The 19,558-nt window shown below is 69.2% G+C and carries 12 protein-coding genes; 11 read left to right on the top strand and 1 reads right to left on the bottom strand.

What is annotated here, in order from left to right; all coding sequences use genetic code 11:
* The first annotated feature begins 328 nt into the window (after positions 1 to 328).
* The 7 genes from OG202_RS03515 to OG202_RS03485 all read left to right on the top strand — a co-directional run bounded on the left by OG202_RS03515 (position 329) and on the right by OG202_RS03485 (position 12,980).
* Positions 329 to 1,102 carry an alpha/beta hydrolase gene (locus OG202_RS03515; protein ID WP_327731392.1) on the top strand — a complete coding sequence of 258 codons (774 nt, stop codon included), beginning with the start codon at positions 329 to 331 and terminating at the stop codon, positions 1,100 to 1,102.
* On the top strand, positions 1,099 to 1,296 hold the full coding sequence (locus OG202_RS03510) for a hypothetical protein (protein ID WP_327731393.1): 198 nt from the start codon (positions 1,099 to 1,101) through the stop codon (positions 1,294 to 1,296). Before OG202_RS03515 ends, OG202_RS03510 begins: the two co-directional genes overlap by 4 nt.
* Before the next feature lie 284 nt (positions 1,297 to 1,580).
* A complete protein-coding gene (locus tag OG202_RS03505; protein ID WP_327731394.1) occupies positions 1,581 to 3,851 on the top strand; it encodes a glycoside hydrolase family 3 C-terminal domain-containing protein in 2,271 nt (756 codons plus the stop codon).
* Between the two features lie 268 nt (positions 3,852 to 4,119).
* Positions 4,120 to 6,372 (top strand): GMC oxidoreductase, encoded by a 2,253-nt coding sequence (locus OG202_RS03500; protein WP_327731395.1) that lies wholly within the window; start codon positions 4,120 to 4,122, stop codon positions 6,370 to 6,372.
* 379 nt (positions 6,373 to 6,751) lie between these two features.
* Positions 6,752 to 7,705 carry an IS481 family transposase gene (locus OG202_RS03495; RefSeq protein ID WP_327731396.1) on the top strand — a complete coding sequence of 318 codons (954 nt, stop codon included), beginning with the start codon at positions 6,752 to 6,754 and terminating at the stop codon, positions 7,703 to 7,705.
* A gap of 635 nt (positions 7,706 to 8,340) precedes the next feature.
* Positions 8,341 to 10,626, top strand: coding sequence for an ATP-binding protein (locus OG202_RS03490; RefSeq protein WP_327731397.1), 2,286 nt, complete (start codon positions 8,341 to 8,343; stop codon positions 10,624 to 10,626).
* Positions 10,627 to 11,024: 398 nt separating this feature from the next.
* Entirely contained in the window at positions 11,025 to 12,980 is a 1,956-nt protein-coding gene (locus tag OG202_RS03485; RefSeq protein WP_327731398.1) for a pectinesterase family protein, read from the top strand.
* 341 nt (positions 12,981 to 13,321) lie between these two features.
* Here the strand turns inward: OG202_RS03485 and OG202_RS03480 are convergent, their stop codons facing one another.
* Positions 13,322 to 14,440: an ISL3 family transposase gene (locus tag OG202_RS03480; RefSeq protein WP_328224646.1), complete on the bottom strand. Its 1,119-nt coding sequence runs from the start codon at positions 14,438 to 14,440 to the stop codon at positions 13,322 to 13,324.
* Between OG202_RS03480 and OG202_RS03475 the strand changes: the two genes are divergently transcribed.
* The 4 genes from OG202_RS03475 to OG202_RS03460 all read left to right on the top strand — a co-directional run bounded on the left by OG202_RS03475 (position 14,414) and on the right by OG202_RS03460 (position 19,437).
* On the top strand, positions 14,414 to 15,217 hold the full coding sequence (locus tag OG202_RS03475; protein ID WP_328224645.1) for a transposase: 804 nt from the start codon (positions 14,414 to 14,416) through the stop codon (positions 15,215 to 15,217). The two genes, OG202_RS03480 and OG202_RS03475, sit on opposite strands and share 27 nt — an antisense overlap.
* Positions 15,218 to 15,616: 399 nt before the next feature.
* Positions 15,617 to 16,255 (top strand): (2Fe-2S)-binding protein, encoded by a 639-nt coding sequence (locus OG202_RS03470; protein WP_327731400.1) that lies wholly within the window; start codon positions 15,617 to 15,619, stop codon positions 16,253 to 16,255.
* A gap of 12 nt (positions 16,256 to 16,267) precedes the next feature.
* Entirely contained in the window at positions 16,268 to 17,248 is a 981-nt protein-coding gene (locus OG202_RS03465) for an FAD binding domain-containing protein (protein WP_327731401.1), read from the top strand.
* A complete protein-coding gene (locus tag OG202_RS03460) occupies positions 17,245 to 19,437 on the top strand; it encodes a xanthine dehydrogenase family protein molybdopterin-binding subunit (protein ID WP_327731402.1) in 2,193 nt (730 codons plus the stop codon). The genes OG202_RS03465 and OG202_RS03460 overlap by 4 nt, the downstream gene beginning before the upstream one ends.
* The last annotated feature ends 121 nt before the right edge of the window (positions 19,438 to 19,558 follow it).

Below are 19,558 nucleotides of genomic sequence, written 5' to 3'. Positions count from 1 at the left end.
CCGCAAACGGCCTGAGTCAGCGCGACCCCTCTCGACTACCGCCCGCTGCAGGCAACACCTGTACATACCTGCGGACGACGATCGGCCCACCGTGGTCACAGGCCTCCTGCGGGCCGCCCCCGGCAACGTGACGATGGCCTTTTCACCCGGGCCGCCGCCGGACTGCCACCCCTGGACACGCCGACCTTCGGCCTGATCCTCGGCTTCACGGTGCCGCGATGGTCATCGGCGTGCTCTTGGTGCCCCGCTGCCCATGGCCCCTGCCCGGGGAGCCCGCCGACCTGAGCGGCGCTCCCGTCCCCGAGACGACGAGAAAGGCGGCGGCCCTGTGATCCGCCATCACGACTTTCAGCACAACGGCCTGACGCTGCGCTCGACGCTGCACATCCCCGAAGGGCGGCCCGGAACCCGCTGGCCCACCGCGGTGTTCGTCCATGGCTTCAAGTCCAACCGGATCGAACTGCCGAACTTCGTCGCCATGTCCCGGCTGCTGGCGGCCAACGGAATCGCCTCGGTCCGGTTCGACCTCTCTGGCCACGGCGAGAGCGACGGCGACTTCTTCGAGGTGACCATCACCGGCGAGATCACCGAAACCCGCGCGGTCCTGCGAACGGTCCGGACCCTCGACTTCGTCGACCCCGACCGCATCGGCCTGGTAGGCATGAGCATGGGCGGCGTGGTCGCCGGCATCGTGGCCGCCGAGGAACCCGGTATCAGCGCGCTGTGCCTGTGGTCCCCCGCCGCCGTCGCTCCCTCCGACATGGCCGGCGGTCGCCTCAACGGCCGCAGTCTCGCGGCGGAAATCGACGAGAAAGGCTACTTCGACGCCGACGGGCACCGGATGAGCCGCACTCTCGTCGAGGACATCACCGGCCTCGACGTCTACGGGCGGTCCGGCGCGTACACCGGCCCGGTCCACATCCTGCACGGCGACAAGGACGACGTCGTACCCCTCGAGTACGTACGCCGCTATCTGGACCACTACGACGGCGACGCGCACCTCGAGATCGTCGAAGGCGCGGACCACGCCTGGGGGACCGTCCCACACCGCAGCACCCTGCACCAGTCCACACTGCGATTTCTCCGGAGGCACCTCAGGTGACGGCGACGTCGGGCTTCAGGGGACTCCTCACCACGGACACCACAACGACGGTCATCGGGCTGCACACCGGGGACGACTCCGGTCTCGTGGCCGCCCCGTATCCCGAACCGCGCCTGTCGTGGCCGCCGGCGAGCGAAAGACCGGGCGTCCTCCAGCAAGCCTACGGGGTCCAGGTGCCGACCGACCGGCGGTGACCGGACTGGTAGAGCCAGGCGCGACGACACCGTGGGCGTAGTGGTTGAACGACAGCACCGCCGAGGCCTCGATCGCCGTCCCGTACGGATCACCATCTGTCATCTCGCTGAACGGCACCACCTCATGGTGGACGCCGACTGCCGTAAGGCAATGCCGGACGGTTCGTGCCACACGAGGGCTCGTGCTCCACGCGGGCGGGACGGCCTGAGCATGCCTCCGGTGCACGGTAGCTGTGCCCTTCACTCCTATCCCCTCGCCCTTCACCTGCCAAAGGATCCGCACCATGACGACCAGCCACGATCACGGCTCAGCAGAGCTGAGCCTCGACGAGAAAACCGCCCTGCTCTCGGGTCAGGATGTGTGGACAACCGAACCCGCCGAACGGGTGGGGATTCCCTCACTCGTCCTGAGCGACGGTCCGCACGGGCTCCGGCGCCCGCGCCCTGACTCCGACGCCCTCGACTTTCACGGCAGTCATCCGGCGACCTGTTTCCCGCCCGCGGTCGCGCTGGCCTCCAGCTGGGACGCGGAACTGATCGGCCGGGTGGGCGAGGCGCTCGGTCGCGAGGCGCGGGCACTGGGCGTGGACGTGTTGCTGGGTCCCGGCGTCAATATCAAGCGCTCGCCGCTGTGCGGCCGCAACTTCGAGTACTTCTCGGAGGATCCGTTGCTGAGCGGCGTGCTGGGTGCGGCGCACGTGGCCGGCGTGCAGAGCCAGGGCGTGGGTACGTCGGTCAAGCACTTCGCTGCCAACAACCAGGAGACCGACCGGATGCGGGTCAGCGCCGACGTCGACGAGCGCACCCTGCGGGAGATCTACCTCCCGGCATTCGAGCGGATCGTGGTCCAGGCCCGCCCCGCGACCGTCATGTGCGCCTACAACAAGGTCAACGGCACCTACGCCGCCGAGAGCCGGTGGCTGCTCACCCAGGTGCTCCGCGAGGAGTGGGGCTTCGAAGGCCTGGTCGTCTCCGACTGGGGCGCCGTTGGCAACCGCGTCGCAGCGCTGCTCGCCGGCACCGACCTGGAAATGCCCGGCACGCATCGCGACACCGACGCGGAGGTCGCCGCCGCGGTCCGCTCCGGCGAGCTGGACGAGACCGTCGTCGACACCGCCATAGCCCGGCTGCGCGGTCTGGCCGAGCGGGTCCGCGCCCAGGCGGACCCCATGCCGGCGGACTTCGACGCGCACCACCGGCTGGCCCGCGAGGTCGCCGCCGACTGCCTGGTGCTGCTGAAGAACCAAGACCGGACCCTGCCGCTCGCTGCCACCGGCCGCATCGCCGTCATCGGCGAGTTCGCCGCGGCCCTCCGCTTCCAAGGCGGCGGAAGCTCCCACGTCAACGCGACCCGCGTCGACAGCCCACTGGACGAGTTGCGCACCCTGCTGCCCGAGGCCCAAATCGACTTCGCGCAAGGTTATGACACCAAGGGGGAGGCGGATGCCAGGCAGCTGCACGACGAGGCTGTCACACTGGCCGGCCGGGCGGAGACCGCTGTCCTGGTGGTTGGCCTGCGTGAGGCCGACGAGTCGGAGGGATTCGATCGCAAACACATTCAACTGCCCGCTGATCAGGTGGAGTTGGTGCGGGCCGTGGCTCAGTTGGCCCGGCGTACGGTCATTGTGCTACTCAACGGTGGCGTGGTGAGCCTGGAGGACTGGCACGACGACGTGGATGCTGTGGTCAAGGCCTGGCTGCCCGGACAGGCCGGCGGCGGCGCCATCGCCGACGTGCTCACCGGTCGGGTCAACCCCTCCGGCCGCCTCGCCGAGACCATCCCGTATCGGCTGAACGACAACCCGTCCTACCTCAACTTCCCCGGCGAGCAGGGCCACGTCCGCTACGGCGAGGGTGTCATGGTCGGCTACCGCTACTACGAGACCGCCGACGTCGCCGTCCGCCACCCCTTCGGGCATGGCCTGAGCTACACCTCCTTCGAGCAGACCGGCTTCCGCGTCACCCCCACCGGGCCGGACACCGCCACGGCGAACGTCACGGTCACGAACACCGGCGACCGGTCCGGCAAGCACGTGGTGCAGATCTACGTCGCCGCCCCCGAGCGCCCGGTCAGCAGCCCAGCCAGGGAACTGCGCGGCTTCGCCAAGGTGGCTCTCACTCCGGGCGAATCCACCACCGTCGAGATCGCCCTCGACCGTCGCGCCTTCGCCTACTGGGACATCACCCGCGACGACTGGACCGTCGCTACCGGGCAGTACGAAGTGCAGCTCGCCGACAACGCCCACGACGTCGTCGCCACCGTCACGCTCGTCCTGAAGGGTGACAACCTGCTGCGACCGCTCACCCTCGACTCCACCGTCAGCGAGTGGTTCACCCATCCGACCGTTGGCCCTGCCCTGACCGCGGCGATGACATCCGGGCTCCCCGAAGAAGAGGCCGCCGCTGCCGTGGAGGGGAACGCTGACGCACTCCTCATAGCGTCGTCCATGGCGATGCGTCAGTTCGCCGGGTTCCTTCCCCGGCAGATTGCGGATGACGTACTGGAGCGGCTTGTGGAGATGAGCGATACGTACCCGGAGCCTGCCGGCACCTGATCACTGCGACCGGTCCTGATCACCGGGCTCACCGACCGCGGCCCGCTGTGCCTGACACACAGCGGGCCGCTCTCAAAAGCTCCGAACAGAGGGGGAGCTCGGTTCGCGACGCCTGGCAGAGCCGGAACGCTGCCTCTGTCATGCCCCAACCTCGTCCCACTGTTGACAGGCGCCACGCTCGTCGCGGGCCCGGCGGCGATCCTGGTCTTCACACCGCCCTGCCCTGGCTCCAGAACGGCCTCGCATACTCGCCACGGTCGTCGCGTCGGTGACCGTCGCCGCGCCCGCCGGAAACTTCCGACCCCGCAGTGACACAGGCAACAGCGGTCGGACGAACTCCCACCTCGTCATCGGACAGTTCATGACGACGTGTCACCCGACTGAGATCCACCAATCAAGATCTTCTGAAGACAGAACCAGAGACCGTGTGATCAAAAAGGACAGCACCGTGATCCCGTACCCCAATCGTGCGCTGGTCGCCGACTTGCTCGACGTCCTCCTCCCCGCCGATTCCCAGCCCGGCGCGACCGAGGCCGGACTGCTGGACTGGCTGGACAGCCTCGCCGACAGCGACCACACGGCGCACTGGGCACAGCTGTTCACCCCCGGTCTGGACGCTCTGTCCGCCGAGCTCGAAGCGGGAGCCGTCCTGGATGCTGAGCTGGTCGCCGAGTTGGAAGCGGCTCGGACGCGGCCGAGGTGGCCGGTCTCACCGGCCGAGTTCGTCGCGACGATGGCCGCCGTCGCTGCCCACGGGTACTACGGGCGTCGCGACAGCGGATCCTGGGAGGGCCTCGGATACGACCCGGCTCCGAAACAGCCGGCCCAGGTGCCGGTCCGCCATGTCCGCCCCATCCAGTCAGGGCTTGAGGCGTTGCGACGCATATGGGACGTCATCGTGGTCGGGTCCGGCGCCGGCGGCGGAGTGGCCGCCCGTGTCCTCAGCGAGGCTGGGGCCCGGGTGCTCCTGCTGGACCGGGGACGCTTTCTCCCCTACGAGGAGATAGGTCACGACCATCTCGCCAATCACCGATTCTCTGTTTACGGCCACACCACCGGTCCCGGCCACAACGGCAACCCCCGTGTGGTGTCCGTACCGGGCCATCCGGATCGCCGGGTCGATCAGCCATATCACAGAGACTGGCACAACAATGCGATGACGGTCGGCGGCGGCACCCGTGTCTACCAGGGCATGGCCTGGCGGTACCACCCCGACGATTTCCGCATGGCGTCGCGGTATGGCGTCCCCGAAGGTAGTTCACTCGCGGACTGGCCGCTGACCTATGCCGATCTGGAGCGCCACTACACGCGCGCCGAGCAGGAGTTCGGTGTCTGCGGGGACGGACGGGCTCACCGGCACCAGGGCTTCCGCAGCCGTGCATACCCGATGCCCGCCCAGCCACCCACCCGCGAAGCCGATGTACTCCGCAAGGGCGCCGAAGTTCTCGGCCTGACCGTCGGGCCGGTGCCACTACTGCTCAACTCCCAGCCGCGTGACGGACGCGCCGCCTGCGTGCGGTGCGGTGAGTGCATCGGATTCGGCTGCCCCGTGGACGCCCGCGCCGGTACCCACAACACGGTCATCCCGCTGGCGCTGGAGACGGGTCTGTGCCGACTCGTCACCGGGCAGCGGGTGCGGCGAGTATTGGTGGACGGCTCGGGGCGGGCGACCGGTGTGGTGGTGCTCGACATGGACACGGGTGCTTGTGTCGAAGTGCGCGCCGGGGCCGTGGTGCTGGCGGCCGGGGCGATCGAGACCGCCCGGCTGTTGCTGGCCAGCGCCACCGACGGGCATCCCGCAGGCTTGGGAAATCAAGGGGACCAGGTCGGGCGAAACCTGCAGGGGCACAACTATGTCGGCGCGTACGGGCTGTTTGACGAACCGGTCCAAGATCTCCAAGGTCCGGGTGTGTCGATAGCGACCCTCGACCATGCCCACGGTTTGGGGGGCGAGGTGATCGGGGGTGGGGTACTGGCCAATGAAGTGGTGAAGATGCCCGTGCTGTTCCATGACTGGGCCATGGCGTCGGACGTACCGCGCTGGGGTCATGAGGCAAAGCGCTGGATGCGGGATTCCTACCTGCGCACCTCACACATCATGGGTCCGATCCAAGAGATTCCCGATCCGGAGGCAAGGGTGACCCTTGCCTCCGGGGTGCTCGACTCCGGCGGTGACGCCGTGGCCCGGCTCTCCGGGGCGCAGCACCCGGAGAGCGTCCGAGCCGCAACAGCGCTGCGCGAGCGGGCTCTGGCCTGGATGCATGCGTCCGGCGCGCGCCAGGTATGGACTCGGCCCGTGGAGACGGGTCTGTCCGCGGGCCAGCACCAGGCGGGGACCGCCCGCATGGGCTCGGACCCGGCGACCTCGGTGACCGACTCCTTCGGGCGGGTGCACGGGCATCCCGGTCTCTGGGTCATGGACGCGTCCCTGCATGTCACGAATGGCGGCGTGAACCCGGTCTTGACGATCCTTGCGCTGGCCTACCGCTGTGCCGAGGAACTGGCACTGGTCGGCAAGTAGAACGGCGCCCCGCCGAAGCACCCTGGACAGGAGGCTGCTCCACTCCCTCATGGGCCCACTCCATCGGGGCAGGTTCTCCTGCCCCGATTCCGGAACCGGGCGAGGAGCGAAGCCAGTGCCACTGGCCTGAGGTGCCCCCACCGACGGTGGACAGGTCGTGCTCTGCGACTGGTTTGGGAGCCGCTGCGCAACCGTCATCTGCTGCTCGAACGCGGCGGCGACACCCTTGTGGTCGCCGGCGTGGATGACATCACTAGGTGTTCTGTCCCGGGAGGTTGTGGACGGTGACAGGGATCACGGCTGATTGATCTTGAAATGGGTGAGGGCCTTCTGGCCTGGTGTGGATTGCGACATCTGCACCAGCAACAGAAAGGCCCTCGTGCCCCACCGTAATGCACCCCTGACCGAGACCGGCCGTCTGCGTCTGGCCCGCTGCGTGGTCGAGGACGGCTGGCCCCTGCGCCGGGCCGCCGAACGCTTCCAGGTCTCGCCGACCACCGCCCGGCGCTGGGCCGACCGCTACCGGATGTTCGGCGAAGCAGGCATGAACGACCGCTCCAGCCGTCCCCACTCCAGCCCGCGCCGCACCCCGACCCGCACAGAACGGCGGATCATCAAGGTCCGCGTGCTGCGCCGCTGGGGACCGGCCTGCATCGCGCACCTGCTGCGGCTGGTGCCCTCGACCGTGCACCGCGTGCTCACCCGCTACCGGCTGGCCCGCCTGACGCACCTGGACCGGGCCACCGGCCGTGTCATACGCCGCTACGAACGCGACAGGCCAGGCGAACTGGTGCACGTCGACATCAAGAAGCTCGGCAACATCCCCGACGGCGGCGGACACAAGATCCTGGGCCGGCAAGCGGGCCGCAAGACCCGCTCGAACGCCGGCTACAGCTACCTGCACACCGCCGTCGACGACCACTCCCGCCTCGCCTACAGCGAGATCCTCACCGACGAGAAGAAAGAGACCGCCACCGGCTTCTGGACCCGCGCCCAGGCGTTCTTCACCCAGGCGGGGATCACCGTCGAACGCGTCCTGACCGACAACGGCTCCTGCTACCGCTCACGCGACTGGCGCGACCTGCTCACCGCGGCCGGGATCACCCACAAGCGAACCCGGCCCTACCGGCCGCAGACGAACGGCAAGGTCGAACGCTTCAACCGCACCCTGCTGGACGAGTGGGCCTACGCCCGCCCCTACCGCTCAGAAGCCGAACGACGCGAGACGTTTCCCGCCTGGCTGCACACCTACAATCACCACCGCGGACACACCGCGCTCGCAGGCAAACCACCCGCCAGCCGCGTCCCCAACCTCACAGGGCAATACAACTAGCTAGGGCCTGTGTGGCGTTGTGATCAGCCGGTTGCCTTCAGCAGGTCGTTGACCAGATCATTGAGGCGCGGAGGTGGGCCAACGAGGTAGGGCCTTGACCCAAGGCCCTTCCCGAAATCACCCACGATCCGGGAACCCACCCCCGCCCCGTCCTACCGACGCGACTGCCGGATGAGTCACCGTTGCGAGGTGTCGGCCTCGCTGCTGGCTGCGATTGCTGACCTACCCTCTCCAACCGCCTGCGGCCGGCAGCGAGCCGTCACCGGCGCGCCCCCTCCGATGCGCCGGTGACGGCCCCTCCCAGACCGAGCGCCGACGGGTCCCACCGCCCGTACGAGGTCGGGCTGCTCCCAGGTACTCATGAGGACTTGGTCACAGACCGCACCTGGGGCCTATCATCCACTGGATACTTTTTAGCGATATAAGTGCGACTGTGACCACTCCGTCACTATGCGTACCGTACACCGGAATATCACTGATGACACCTTCGTGGCGGTTGCGGGGATGGGGCACGGTAGCTGGGGTACGGCGACAGGACTGCACCCCGACCGCCCGCAATGAAGCGTGCTGCCACCGCAGACAGGCGTCCTTGATGTTCCTGGACGATTGTGAGCCGTTGGAAGGCAAGAAGAGACGTGACCGCCCAGACATCGAACGTGACCACCCGGACATCAGAGGTGGGGAATCTGCCTGCCACCCTGACCACGTTCGTGGGCAGGCGCCGGGACCTCTCCGAAGTGCGCCGCCGGCTGGGGACGACGCGGCTGCTGACGCTCACCGGTATGGGCGGGGTGGGCAAGACACGGCTGGCGCTGGAGGTGGCCGCGTCGGTGGCGGACTTCGTGGACGGGGTGTGGCTGGTGGATCTGGCGGCGGTGCGGGACCCGTCGCTGGTGGCGAACGCCACGGCGACCGCGCTGGGGGTGCCGGACCTGGGCACCGGGCCGGTCATCGACCAGCTCGCCGCCGTTCTGGCCCACCGCGCTCCACTGATCGTGCTGGACAACTGCGAGCACCTCGTCGACGCCTGTGCCGAGCTGGCACACGCGCTGCTGTCGGCCTCCCCCGGGCTGCGCGTTCTGGCGACGAGCCGTCGGGCGCTGGGAATCTACGGCGAGCACCTCTTCGCCGTCCCTCCGCTGGCGCCTGACGACGCGGTGGAGCTGCTGCGGGACCGGGCCACCGCCGTGCGCAGGGAGTTCCGGGTCACCGACGGCAACCGCGCCCAGGTCCTCCGGCTGTGCGAGGTCCTGGACGGGCTGCCGCTGGCCATCGAGCTGGCCGCGTCCCGGCTGCGGATGCTGACCGTCGACGAGGCGGTGAACCGGCTGGAGGACCGCTTCGGGCTGCTCGCGAGCGGCAGCCGGGTAGCCCGGCCGCGCCAGCGGACGCTGCGCGCGTTGATCGACTGGAGCCACGAGCTGTGCACCCCCGCCGAGCGGCTGCTGTGGCACCGGCTGTCGGTCTTCGCCGGTGACTTCGGCCTGGACGCGGCCGAGGCCGTCTGCGCGGGCGACGACATCGGCCGGGACGAGGTGCTCGATCTCCTCGACCGGCTGGTCGTCCAGTCGATCGTCGTGCCCACCGAGCAGGAGGGCCTGCCGCGCTACCGGCTGCTGGAGACCATCCGCCGGTACGGGCGGGACCGGCTCGCCGAGTCCGGCCAGAAGCAGCAGCTGCTGCGCCGGCACCACGACTTCTACCTGGCCCTCGCCGAGCGCGTCGCCGACGGCTGGTACGGCCCCGGCCAGCAGGAGAGCCTGACCCGGCTGCGTGCCGAGCATGCCAACCTGCGCGCGGCGCTGGTCCAGGGCGGCGACCCTCAGGCCATCCTGGCGCTGGTGGCCGCGCTCCGCTTCCACTGGTGCGAGGGCAGCTTCCTCGGTGAGGGACGCCGCTGGCTCGACCAGGCGCTCGCCGCCGCACCCGAACCCAGTCCGGCCCGGGCCAGGGCGCTGTGGGTCGCCGGCTGGGTGGCGGTGCTGCAGCGCGATCACGCCGCGGCGCACCGATGGCTGGACGAGGCCGCGGAGCTGGGCGAGCGGCTGGACGACCGGGTGGTGTGCGCCCACGTCCAGAGCCTGCGTGGGACGTTGGCCTTGTTCAGCGGCCGGCTGGCAGAGGCCGTGTCCTTCTTCGAGGCGGCTGTGGCCGCTCATCTGGGGACAGGCGAGGAGATCGGGGCGGTCTACGCGCTGATCCAGATGGCCACCGCCCAGTCCCACCTCGGAGATCCGCGCACCACGGAGACCTGCAGGCAGGCGCTCGCCCTCGCCGAGGCTCATGAGGTGCGGTTGGCCCGCGCGCGGGCGCAGTGGACGCTCGGCTACGACGCCTGGAGGCGCGGCGACCTGGAGGAGGCCGTGGTCATGATCCGGGCCGCGCTGGAGAACGAGCAGGGCCTCAACAACTACCTCAGGGTCGCACTGATGCTGGAACAGCTCGCCTGGGTCACCGCTGCGGGCGGTGACCACAAACAGGCGGGGCGGCTGCTGGGTGCCGCGCGTGCCCTGTGGCAGGACATCGACACCCCCATCGCCACGTTCGGCCCGCACATGGCCGAGCAGCACGCCCAGTGCGAGGAAGACGTCACATGGGCGCTGGGCCCGGCGGCGTACGAGCAGGCCCTCGCGGAGGGCGGCAGCCACCGCGGCCCCGACGAGGCCATCGCCTACGCCCTCCTGCGTGCCGAACCCGAGCCGACCGCCGCAGCCCCCGCCCTGAGCCCGCTGACCCCCCGGGAGCAGGAAGTGGCCGCGCTGGTGGCCAAGGGCATGAGCAACCGGCAGATCGCGTCCTCGCTCGGACGCTCCCCGCGCACGGTCCACGGCCACGTCGAGAACATCCTGGCCAAGCTCGGTTTCGGTTCCCGCGCCCAGGTCGCGTCCTGGTGGACAGCGAACCAGGCACCCACCCCGTAGGACAACCCCGTAGAAATACCCGGGCCCAGGGCGGGGCCCGGGCCCGTACAAATACCCATGGCCTCGGGGCGGACCCCTCGCCGAGTCTTTGGCATGACATACACCAAGGTGAGCCGTCCTGCGCTGCGGCCTTCGGGCCTGCGCCCAGGCGTGCGCCCCCATTCCCCGCCACCCCACGGCGGCGGTCGGCAACCGGATCTGTGACGGGAGAGCGCCGACCGATGTCAGTTGCTTCCGCCCCTGTCGCACACGGCACCTGGAAGCGACAGCCGGCCAGTCCGGCCAGCAGTGCGTGAGCGCCCCGTGCCGGCCAGTCGGCATGAAGGTCACCGTCAAGATCGGCAGCTGCCGCGCACCGCAATCGAATCAATACGTCGCTCATACAAAAAGGAGCTCTTGTGACGACCGAGATGCAGGGTGGACCTTCCCGAAGGTCATTTCTCGCCGCTCTGACGGCCGCGGGTGTAGTGGCCGGCGGCGGTCTGGGCCTGGTGGTTGCCGCCGCCCCCATGGCGAGCGCCGCGACCGGCGCGGACGTCGAGTGGCGGATCACCGGTGAGCCCGAAGACGACAGGCTCGGCTACGCCAAAATGCTCCTTGCCGTCACGACGGCAGTCTCCGACCACCGGACCAGAGTATGGGACCAGGGTGCAGGCGGTGTCTCCACGGGGCACCCCGTCGACGTGACCCAGAGCAGCGGGACCAACTCGTACATCACCGTCGATCTTCACGCTGCGGGGGGCAGGCCCGAGCTCATCCGGCTGGTCCTGCGCCGGTCGGACGCCTACCTCATGGGCTGGTTCCAAGGCACCGAGGACGGCGCCGGAGTCGTGCAGCTCGGCGCCTTCTTCCCGCTGGAGGCCGGCCTGGTGAACGGCCAGGGAGGGATACCACAAGGCGGCACGAGCAGCAGGCCGAACACCCGGTTCAACACGCTCGCCGGATACGACGCCCTGAGGGGACAGGGCGCCACCCGCGACGACATGCAGATCAGTGTCTCCAGCCTCAACGAAGCCGTGCTGAGGCTCCAGGCAGGAGACAGCAATCTCGTCGGTTACGTCAGGGTCGCGGCGTCGGCGATCCTTCAGATGATCGTGGGGGTTTCCGAAGCCTCTCGGTTCCGGAGGCAAAGGGAGGCGACCCTGGAGGCGTTTCGAACAGGGCAGGCGTACAGGGTCACCCCGGAACAGCAAGAGCAGCACAACAACTGGTCCCGGATGAGCGCCGCGTTTCTGGACGCGTTCCTGAGTGGGATTCCCGTCCTCGCTCAGACATTGACGATCGGCGCGGCCGTCTACCGCTATGCAAGCGAACTCGCGCGGGAACTCAACCTGGCCCACCACTCAGGCAAGGGCACCTACAGCCACCCGAACAGCCACAGGGATGAACTTCTCGAGGGTGGCACACTGCTCGTCTCGGCCAAGGGCACCGGCGACCACTGGACCGTACAGGAAGCGATCAACGCCGCTCCGCAGACCGGCGCGGACACCATCGTCATCGACAACGGCGTCTACCACGAGATCATCAGCGTCCCGAAGGCCATAAGCGGGCTGACGATCGAGGGTGTCACCGGCAAGGCCGCGGATGTGGTCATCTACAACACCAGGTGCCACGGGATGATCAACCCTGCGACCGGCCTGAAGTACGGCACCCAGGGCAGCGCCGTGGCCACCTTCAGGCCGGCCAACCTGACCGTCAAAAATCTCAGGATCAGCAACACCTTCGACCGCAACGCGCACCCGGAGATCAACGGGTACGAGACCCAGGCCGTCGCGATCGCCGCCATGGGCGACCGGCAGGTGTACAGCAACGTCGAGATCTGGAGCCATCAGGACACCCTGCTCGTCAAGGGCGAGACACCCACCACCCAGGCCCGGCAGTACTTCTACAACTGCTTCATCAGGGGCGATGTGGACTTCATCTTCGGCAACGCCACGGCGGTGATCGACCGGTCCAGGATCCAGGAGCTCTACTGGCCCGGCGGCACAGTGCTGGCGCCGAACACCGACTACCGGAAGAAGTACGGAATCCTCATCACCCACAGCGAGATAACCAGCGACGGCCAGGCGCCCATTCGTTCGATGTACCTGGGCCGGCCGTGGCACAACGTGCCGGAGGCCCACCCCCAGGCGGTAGTCCGTAACACTGTGGTGTATCCCCAGGTCAACGACACGCACCCCTGGACCGACATGACCCCTGACTACCCCTGGTCGTGGGCCCGGTTCAAGGAGTACCAGAACTCCGGCTTCGGAGCCGGCGTCCAGAACGCACCGAAGCTGACCGACGCCGAGGCCGTCGACTTCACCGCCCAGAAGTATCTGGCCGGCAACGACGGATGGAACCCCGTCCGGTGACCGCAGTCGAGGTGACAGGCACACTGCCTACGGGCACCACACCCGCCCTCGCGGCGCGGTGAACCGGCGGGGCCGGGACAGCACGAGTGTCCCGGCCCCGCCGCTGTGTCCTCCGTCAACCTCTGGTCGGCCGTAGCACCGCGCTCGCTGTGACCGCCGCCCCTGGGCCAACCACGACGACAGCCCGAACTCACCGCCGCGTCGGGCTCATCCGGCCCAGCGTCACCGCCTTGGCCGACCGCGCAGGCATCACCCGGAACACACTCCACCACGACTTCCCCGGCGTGGTCGAGCGAATCCGTGCCGAGAACACCGCCGCCGGGCAACCTGGGTCTTCGAATTTAGTGGGGGTGTGCCTCCCGTCGGCTTCGCCAGGTGGTTGCACAGCGTGAGCGGAGGCGTTGGTTCGCTCGGTTCCGGAAGCCGAAGGCGTTACGCGCTTCGAGCTTGATGAGGCGGTTATTGCCCTCGGAGGCGGCGTTGGTGATCCCGGTGGTCAGGTAGGTCTCGATGCCGTCCCACCACTGCTCGATGGTCTCGGCGAGGGTGACGAGTTCGGGCAGGTGAGCGTGGTCGGCGACGTGGGCGAAGAAGCGGTGGCGGGCGGCGGGGATCGCGGAGTGGTCGGGGGTGACGTGCCTGCGGGTGACGGTCAGGCCCAGGAGGCCGCCCAGGAGTTCCTTGCCCTGCCAGGCCGCATAGATCTGTCGGCCGTAGGTCCCCATGTACTCCAAATCGGTCTTGAGGAACTCGCGTTGTTCGTCGGTGAGGTCTTCCTTGTTGCGGCGCAGGAGCTTGCGGACGCTGCAGATGCTGTCGCCCTTGCGGGCCCGGCGTCCGTGCTGTTTCCAGGTGAGGCGTCGGCGCAGGCCGGCGAGGTGGCGCTGGGCGAGTTGCACGATGTGGAAGCAGTCCACGACCACCGCCGCGTGCGGCAGGGCACGGTGGACGGCGGCGCGGAAGGTGGAGCACAGGTCGATGGCGACGTAGCGGACATGCTCGCGCCAGGCGGCGGGCCGGGCCGTCAGCCAGTTGGCGACGGAGGCGGAGTTGCGGCCCTCGACCTGGCCGAACAGGCCGCGCCCGCCGACCGCGTCGACGAAACCGATGTGCCAGGCGTCCGCGACCAGCTCCCACTTCTCCGTGTCCGGGTTCTGCTTCCACACCGGCTTGCCCCGCCGGGTCTCGTCGATCCCGATCGCCTCGGTCACCGGCGGCTCCTCGGGCAGGACCTTCGCGGCGTAGTCCTCGAAGCAGTGCTGCACGATCGGCCAGGACAGGCCCAGATCCTGGCCGGCCTGCACCACCGATCGTCCGCCGTCACACACCGCGGCCCCAGCCGCCCGCCGAAACGCCGCGGTCGTACGCATCCGCGCGGGTACCTGGCCTATGGACTCGGTGAATGAGCGGCGGTCGCAGTCGAGTTCGGTGCAGTGCCAGCGTGCCTTGCGCCACCGGATCCGGTAAAGACCGCACCTTGGTCGACAGCGAGCTCTACCTCGGCAAGCACTGGGCCGGCGCCACCGCGGAGCACGAACGCCGCTGCGCCGAGCAGGGCATCCCGCCCGAACGTGCGAGCGCGGTGGCCACCAAACCGGAGCTGGCCCGGCGGATGCTGGAGCGCGCGGGCGGCCTCGGTTCCGTTCACCTATTTCCTGGCCGACGAGGCTTACGGGCAGTGCCGTGCGTTGCGCGCCTGGCTGGAGGAACACCAGGTCCGCTACGTGCTGGCCATCCCGAAGGACGAGGTGCTGCCGCTGCCCGACGGGCGCACCCGGCAGACTCGCGAGCTGTGGGCGCTGGTGCCGGAGGATGCCTTCGAGCGCTGGTCCTGCGCGGACGGCGCCAAGGGTCCGCGCGAGTACGACTGGGCCGCTGTCCAACTCGCCTCCTTTTCCACGGGGTTGGAGCGTCACCTGCTGATCCGCCGCTCGACCGTGCCCAACAAGAAGGACAGGAAGACCGGCGAACTCGTCCGGGAGATCGCCTACTTCCTGTGCCACACCCACCCGGACACGACCCTGGCCGAGATGGTCGTCGCCGCCGGACAGCGCTGGATGGTGGAGGAGCCGTTCCAGGTCGCAAAGGGACAGGTGGGGCTGGACGAACACGAGGTACGCAAGTGGTGCTCGTGGTACCGGCACACCACCGTGTGCATGCTCGCCATGGTCGTCCTGGTCACCGTCCGGAGCCGGCTTACACCGGCCCCGCCGACGACACCCGGCCCCCGACCGTGAACGAGATCCGCCGCCTGTACGACCGGATCGTCCTAGCCCCCGCCCGCACCGCCCGGACCTGGCTCGCCATGCACTGGCACCCCTGGCGCACCCGCCACCAAGTCCGGGCCCGCATCAGCCACTACCGTGCCCGAGCCGCACGTGCTCACTCACCGGGAAAAAACCGGCTGTAATACTAGCGCTTACTTGCGGGCAAAAAACCAAGGGAATGCCAAGGAAAAGCAAGGGGGGACAAAACTCTCCCTGCCATGGGTGACTCCCGTGGTGCAAGACTCGTCGCGTGATCCGCCGCCCTGTCGAGGCGAGCGGTCACCCAGTCTCCCGCGGTGGCGTCGATCTCGTGCCTGGGTCTCCCGCTGGTGTGCACGACTGATCCGTCCGTGATGCAAAGGCGAACGCATGTCCTCTGAACTCCCTGATTCTTCAGTTTCTCCGCCCACCGGAGCCGGTGAGTCCACCTCGGGGCCCAGTCGGCGCACCGTCATCGCCACCGGTGTCGCGGTGGGCGGTGTCGTGGTGGCTGGAGGATCGTTCCTGGCCGGCGCCGAGGAAGCGACCGGCAGGGGTGCGGCCCCCTCCAGCCGTGTGTCCCTGGCGGTTAACGGCACCCGGCGGACGGTGACAGTGGACAACCGGACCTCGCTGCTGGACCTGCTGCGGGAGCACCTTGACCTGACGGGCTCGAAGAAGGGCTGCAACGCCGGGGCCTGCGGGGCGTGCACGGTGCTGGTCGACGGGCAGCGGGTCAACTCCTGCCTGACGCTGGCGGTGCGGCTGGAGGGCGCAGAGGTCACCACCATTGAGGGGCTGTCGGACGGCGACGAACTCCACCCGCTGCAGCAGGCGTTCGTCGACGAGGACGCCTTCCAGTGCGGCTACTGCACACCGGGCCAGATCATGTCCGGAGTCGGCTGCATCCAGGAGGGCCACACCAACTCGCCTGAGGAGATCCGGGAGTACATGAGCGGCAACGTCTGCCGCTGTGGCTGCTACGTCAAGATCGTGCGCGCGGTCGAGCAGACCGCCGCCCGCAAGTAAGGAGCGGCCCCCATGCATCCCTTCTCCTACACCCGCGTCGACAGCGTCCGGGAAGCCCTGGCCGCCGGCAGACGCGGCGGCCGCTACATCGCCGGCGGCACCACGCTGGTCGACCTGATGCGCGAGACCGTCGAAACCCCCGACACGCTCGTCGACATCAGCGCCCTGCCCCTGAGCGAGATCACCGCCACCGCGGGCGGCGGCATCCGCATCGGCGCCCTCGTCCCGATGTCCGTGGCCACCGCCGACCCCAAGCTCAACTCCCTCTTCCCGGTGGCCGCCCAGGCCCTGCGGGGCGCCTCGGCCCAACTGCGGAACATGGCCACCATCGGCGGCAACATCATGCAGCGCACCCGCTGCACCTACTTCCGCGACGTCACCGCCAACTGCAACAAGCGCGAGCCCGGCTCCGGCTGCGCCGCCCTGGACGGCTACAACCGCGGCCACGCGATCCTCGGCGGCTCCGACCACTGCGTGGCCACCCACGCCTCCGACTTCGCCGTCGCCCTCACCGCCCTGGAGGCGACCGTCCACCTCCAGGCCCCGGACGGCAAGGAGCGCAGCCTCCCCTTCGGCGACTTCCTGCTCCGCCCCGGCAGCACCCCGCACCGCGAACAGGCCATCAGGCAGGGCGAGTTGATCGCGGCGGTCGAGATCCGGGCTTATCCGCGTCCGCTGAAGTCGGCCTACCTGAAGCTCCGCGACCGGCAGTCCTACTCGTTCGGGCTCGCCTCGGCGGCCGTCGCCCTGCACATCCGGGGCGGCGTGATCCGTGAGGCGAAGGTCGCTGCCGGTGGTGTGGCCACGGTGCCGTGGAAGCTGTCGGCCGTCGAGCGGGCCCTGATCGGCGAGCGCCCCTCGGACGGTTTGTGGGCCGAGGCCGCGAGTCACGCGGCCGACGGCGCCCGCCCCCTTCAGCACAACCGGTTCAAGGTCGAGCTCCTGAAGCGGACCGTCGAACGCCAGCTGCACACCGTAGGAGAGATGGAATGAGCCCCCAGCCGCAGGCAGCCGTAGGCGCACCGCTGTCCCGCGTGGACGGCGTGCTGAAGGTCACCGGCAAAGCGGAGTACGCCGCCGAGCACGACCTCAAGGGAGCCGTACACGCCGTCATCGTCGACGCGAGCATCGGCCGCGGCCGGATCAGATCCATCGACACGCGCGCTGCCGAGAAACACGCCGGTGTGGTGCGGGTGATCCACCACGGCAACGCGCCGAAGCTCCCGTACCGCGACAACGCCGGGTCCAACAACCCGGCCGGGCGCAGGCTTCGGGTCTTCCAGGACGACCGGGTGCTCTTCCACGGTCAGCCGGTCGCCGTGGTGGTGGCCAGCACCTTGGAGGCCGCGCAGCACGGGGCAAGCCTGGTCAAGGTCCGCTACGACGCAGAGCAGCCCTCGACCGACATCACCAAGGCCAAGCCGGGTGAGCCAACGCCCTATGCGCGCGGGGACGCGGAAGCCGGTCTGCGTTCGTCGGCCGTACGGCTGGACCTGACGTATGAGCTGGCCCGCAACCACCACAACCCGATGGAGCCGCACGCCACCGTCGCCCGCTGGGAAGGCAACCGGCTCACGGTGTGGGACAAGACACAGTGGGTGATGGGCACGCGCGACGAGATAGCCGCAGTCTTCGACCTGGCGGCGGACGCGGTGCGGGTCATCAACCCGTTCGTCGGCGGCGGGTTCGGCAGCGGACTGCGCTGCTGGCCGCACACGATCGTCGCCGCGCTGGCCGCGCGGGTGACGCGCCGCCCGGTGAAGCTGGTGCTCAGCCGCAAGCAGATGTACTTCGGCACCGGATTCCGGCCGGCATACGAGTACCGGCTGCGCCTCGGCAGCGACCGGCGGGGCCGGCTGAACGCCGCGATCCACGACATCGACCACGAGACGTCGTCGTACGAGACGTTCTTCGAGGCAGTCCTGGGCACGGGTCAGATGATGTACAGCATGCCCAACGTCCGCCAGGCGTACCGGCAGGTGCCGTTGGACGTGAACACCCCGATCTGGATGCGCGGGCCCGGCTTCGCCCCCGCGTCGTTCGCGATCGAGTCGGCCATGGACGAGCTCGCCACCGAACTCGGCATCGATCCGATCGAGCTGCGCCGGCGCAACGAACCGGCCGAGGACGAGTCGGCCAACGAGCCGTTCTCCACCCGGCGGCTGCGCGAGTGCTACACGGTCGGCGCCCGCGAGTTCGGCTGGGACCGCCGCAACCCCAAGCCGCGCTCCACACGGGAGGGGAACCTGCTGATCGGCCTGGGCATGGCCGCCGGGGCCTACGACTGCGGGCGGTATCCGGGGCAGGCCAGGACGCGGCTGGATGCCGACGGCACGGCGGTCGTGGAGGCGGCCACCACCGACATGGGACCGGGCACGTACACCTCCCAGACCCAGGTCGCTGCGGACGCCCTCGGGCTGACCATGCGCACGGTCACGTTCCGGCTGGGGGACTCGGAGTATCCGTTCACCTCGCCGCACGGCGGCTCGTCGACCATGGCCAGCGTCGGCTCGGCCGTCGTCGACGCCTGCAACAAGGTACGGCAGCAGGCGATCAAGCTGGCCGTCGAGGACCGCGAGTCACCGCTGCACGGCGTGAACGCGGACGACGTGGTCGTACGCAACGGCCGGCTGCACGACCGGAACAACACGGCGCGTGGGGAGACGTACAAGAGCCTGCTGGCCCGCAACGACCGCTCCCACCTGGAGGCGAACGGTTCTTACGAGGGACCTGGCTCCGAGCGGTCCGCCTACTTCGCCTACAGCGCGACCTTCGCCGAGGTCTCGGTGGACGCGGACCTGGGACTGGTGCGGGTGCGCAAGATGCTCGGCGTGTACGACGCGGGGCGGATCATCAGCCCCAAGCTCGCCGAGAGCCAGGCGTTCGGCGGCATCGTGGGCGGCATCGGCCAGGCGCTGTTGGAGCACACGGTCACCGACCACCGCGACGGGCGGATCGTGAACTCCAGCCTCGCCGACTACCTCGTCCCCGTCAACGCCGACGTCCCCGAGATCAAGGCGATCTACCTGGACGGCGAGGACAACGCCGGCAACCTGCTGGGCGTCAAGGGGCTCGGCGAGGTCGTCCAAGTGGGCGTGGCAGCGGCGATCGGCAACGCAGTCTTCAACGCCACCGGCCGCCGGATCCGCCAACTGCCCATCACCGCCGAGGCGTTGCTCTGACACCACCGCCTCCCTGGACGGGTCCGGCAGCCGAACCCCCCGTACGGCTGCCGCCCCCGGGCCGCCGCCGCGCATGCGCCCCCGTCCACGCGGCGGCGGCCCGCTCACCTTCTGCGACAGC

Source organism: Streptomyces sp. NBC_00310, from assembly GCF_036208085.1.
In the GTDB taxonomy this organism is placed as follows: Bacteria; Actinomycetota; Actinomycetes; order Streptomycetales; family Streptomycetaceae; genus Streptomyces.
Note: the sequence above shows the minus strand (reverse complement) of the source record. Positions and strands in the feature narration are given on the sequence as shown.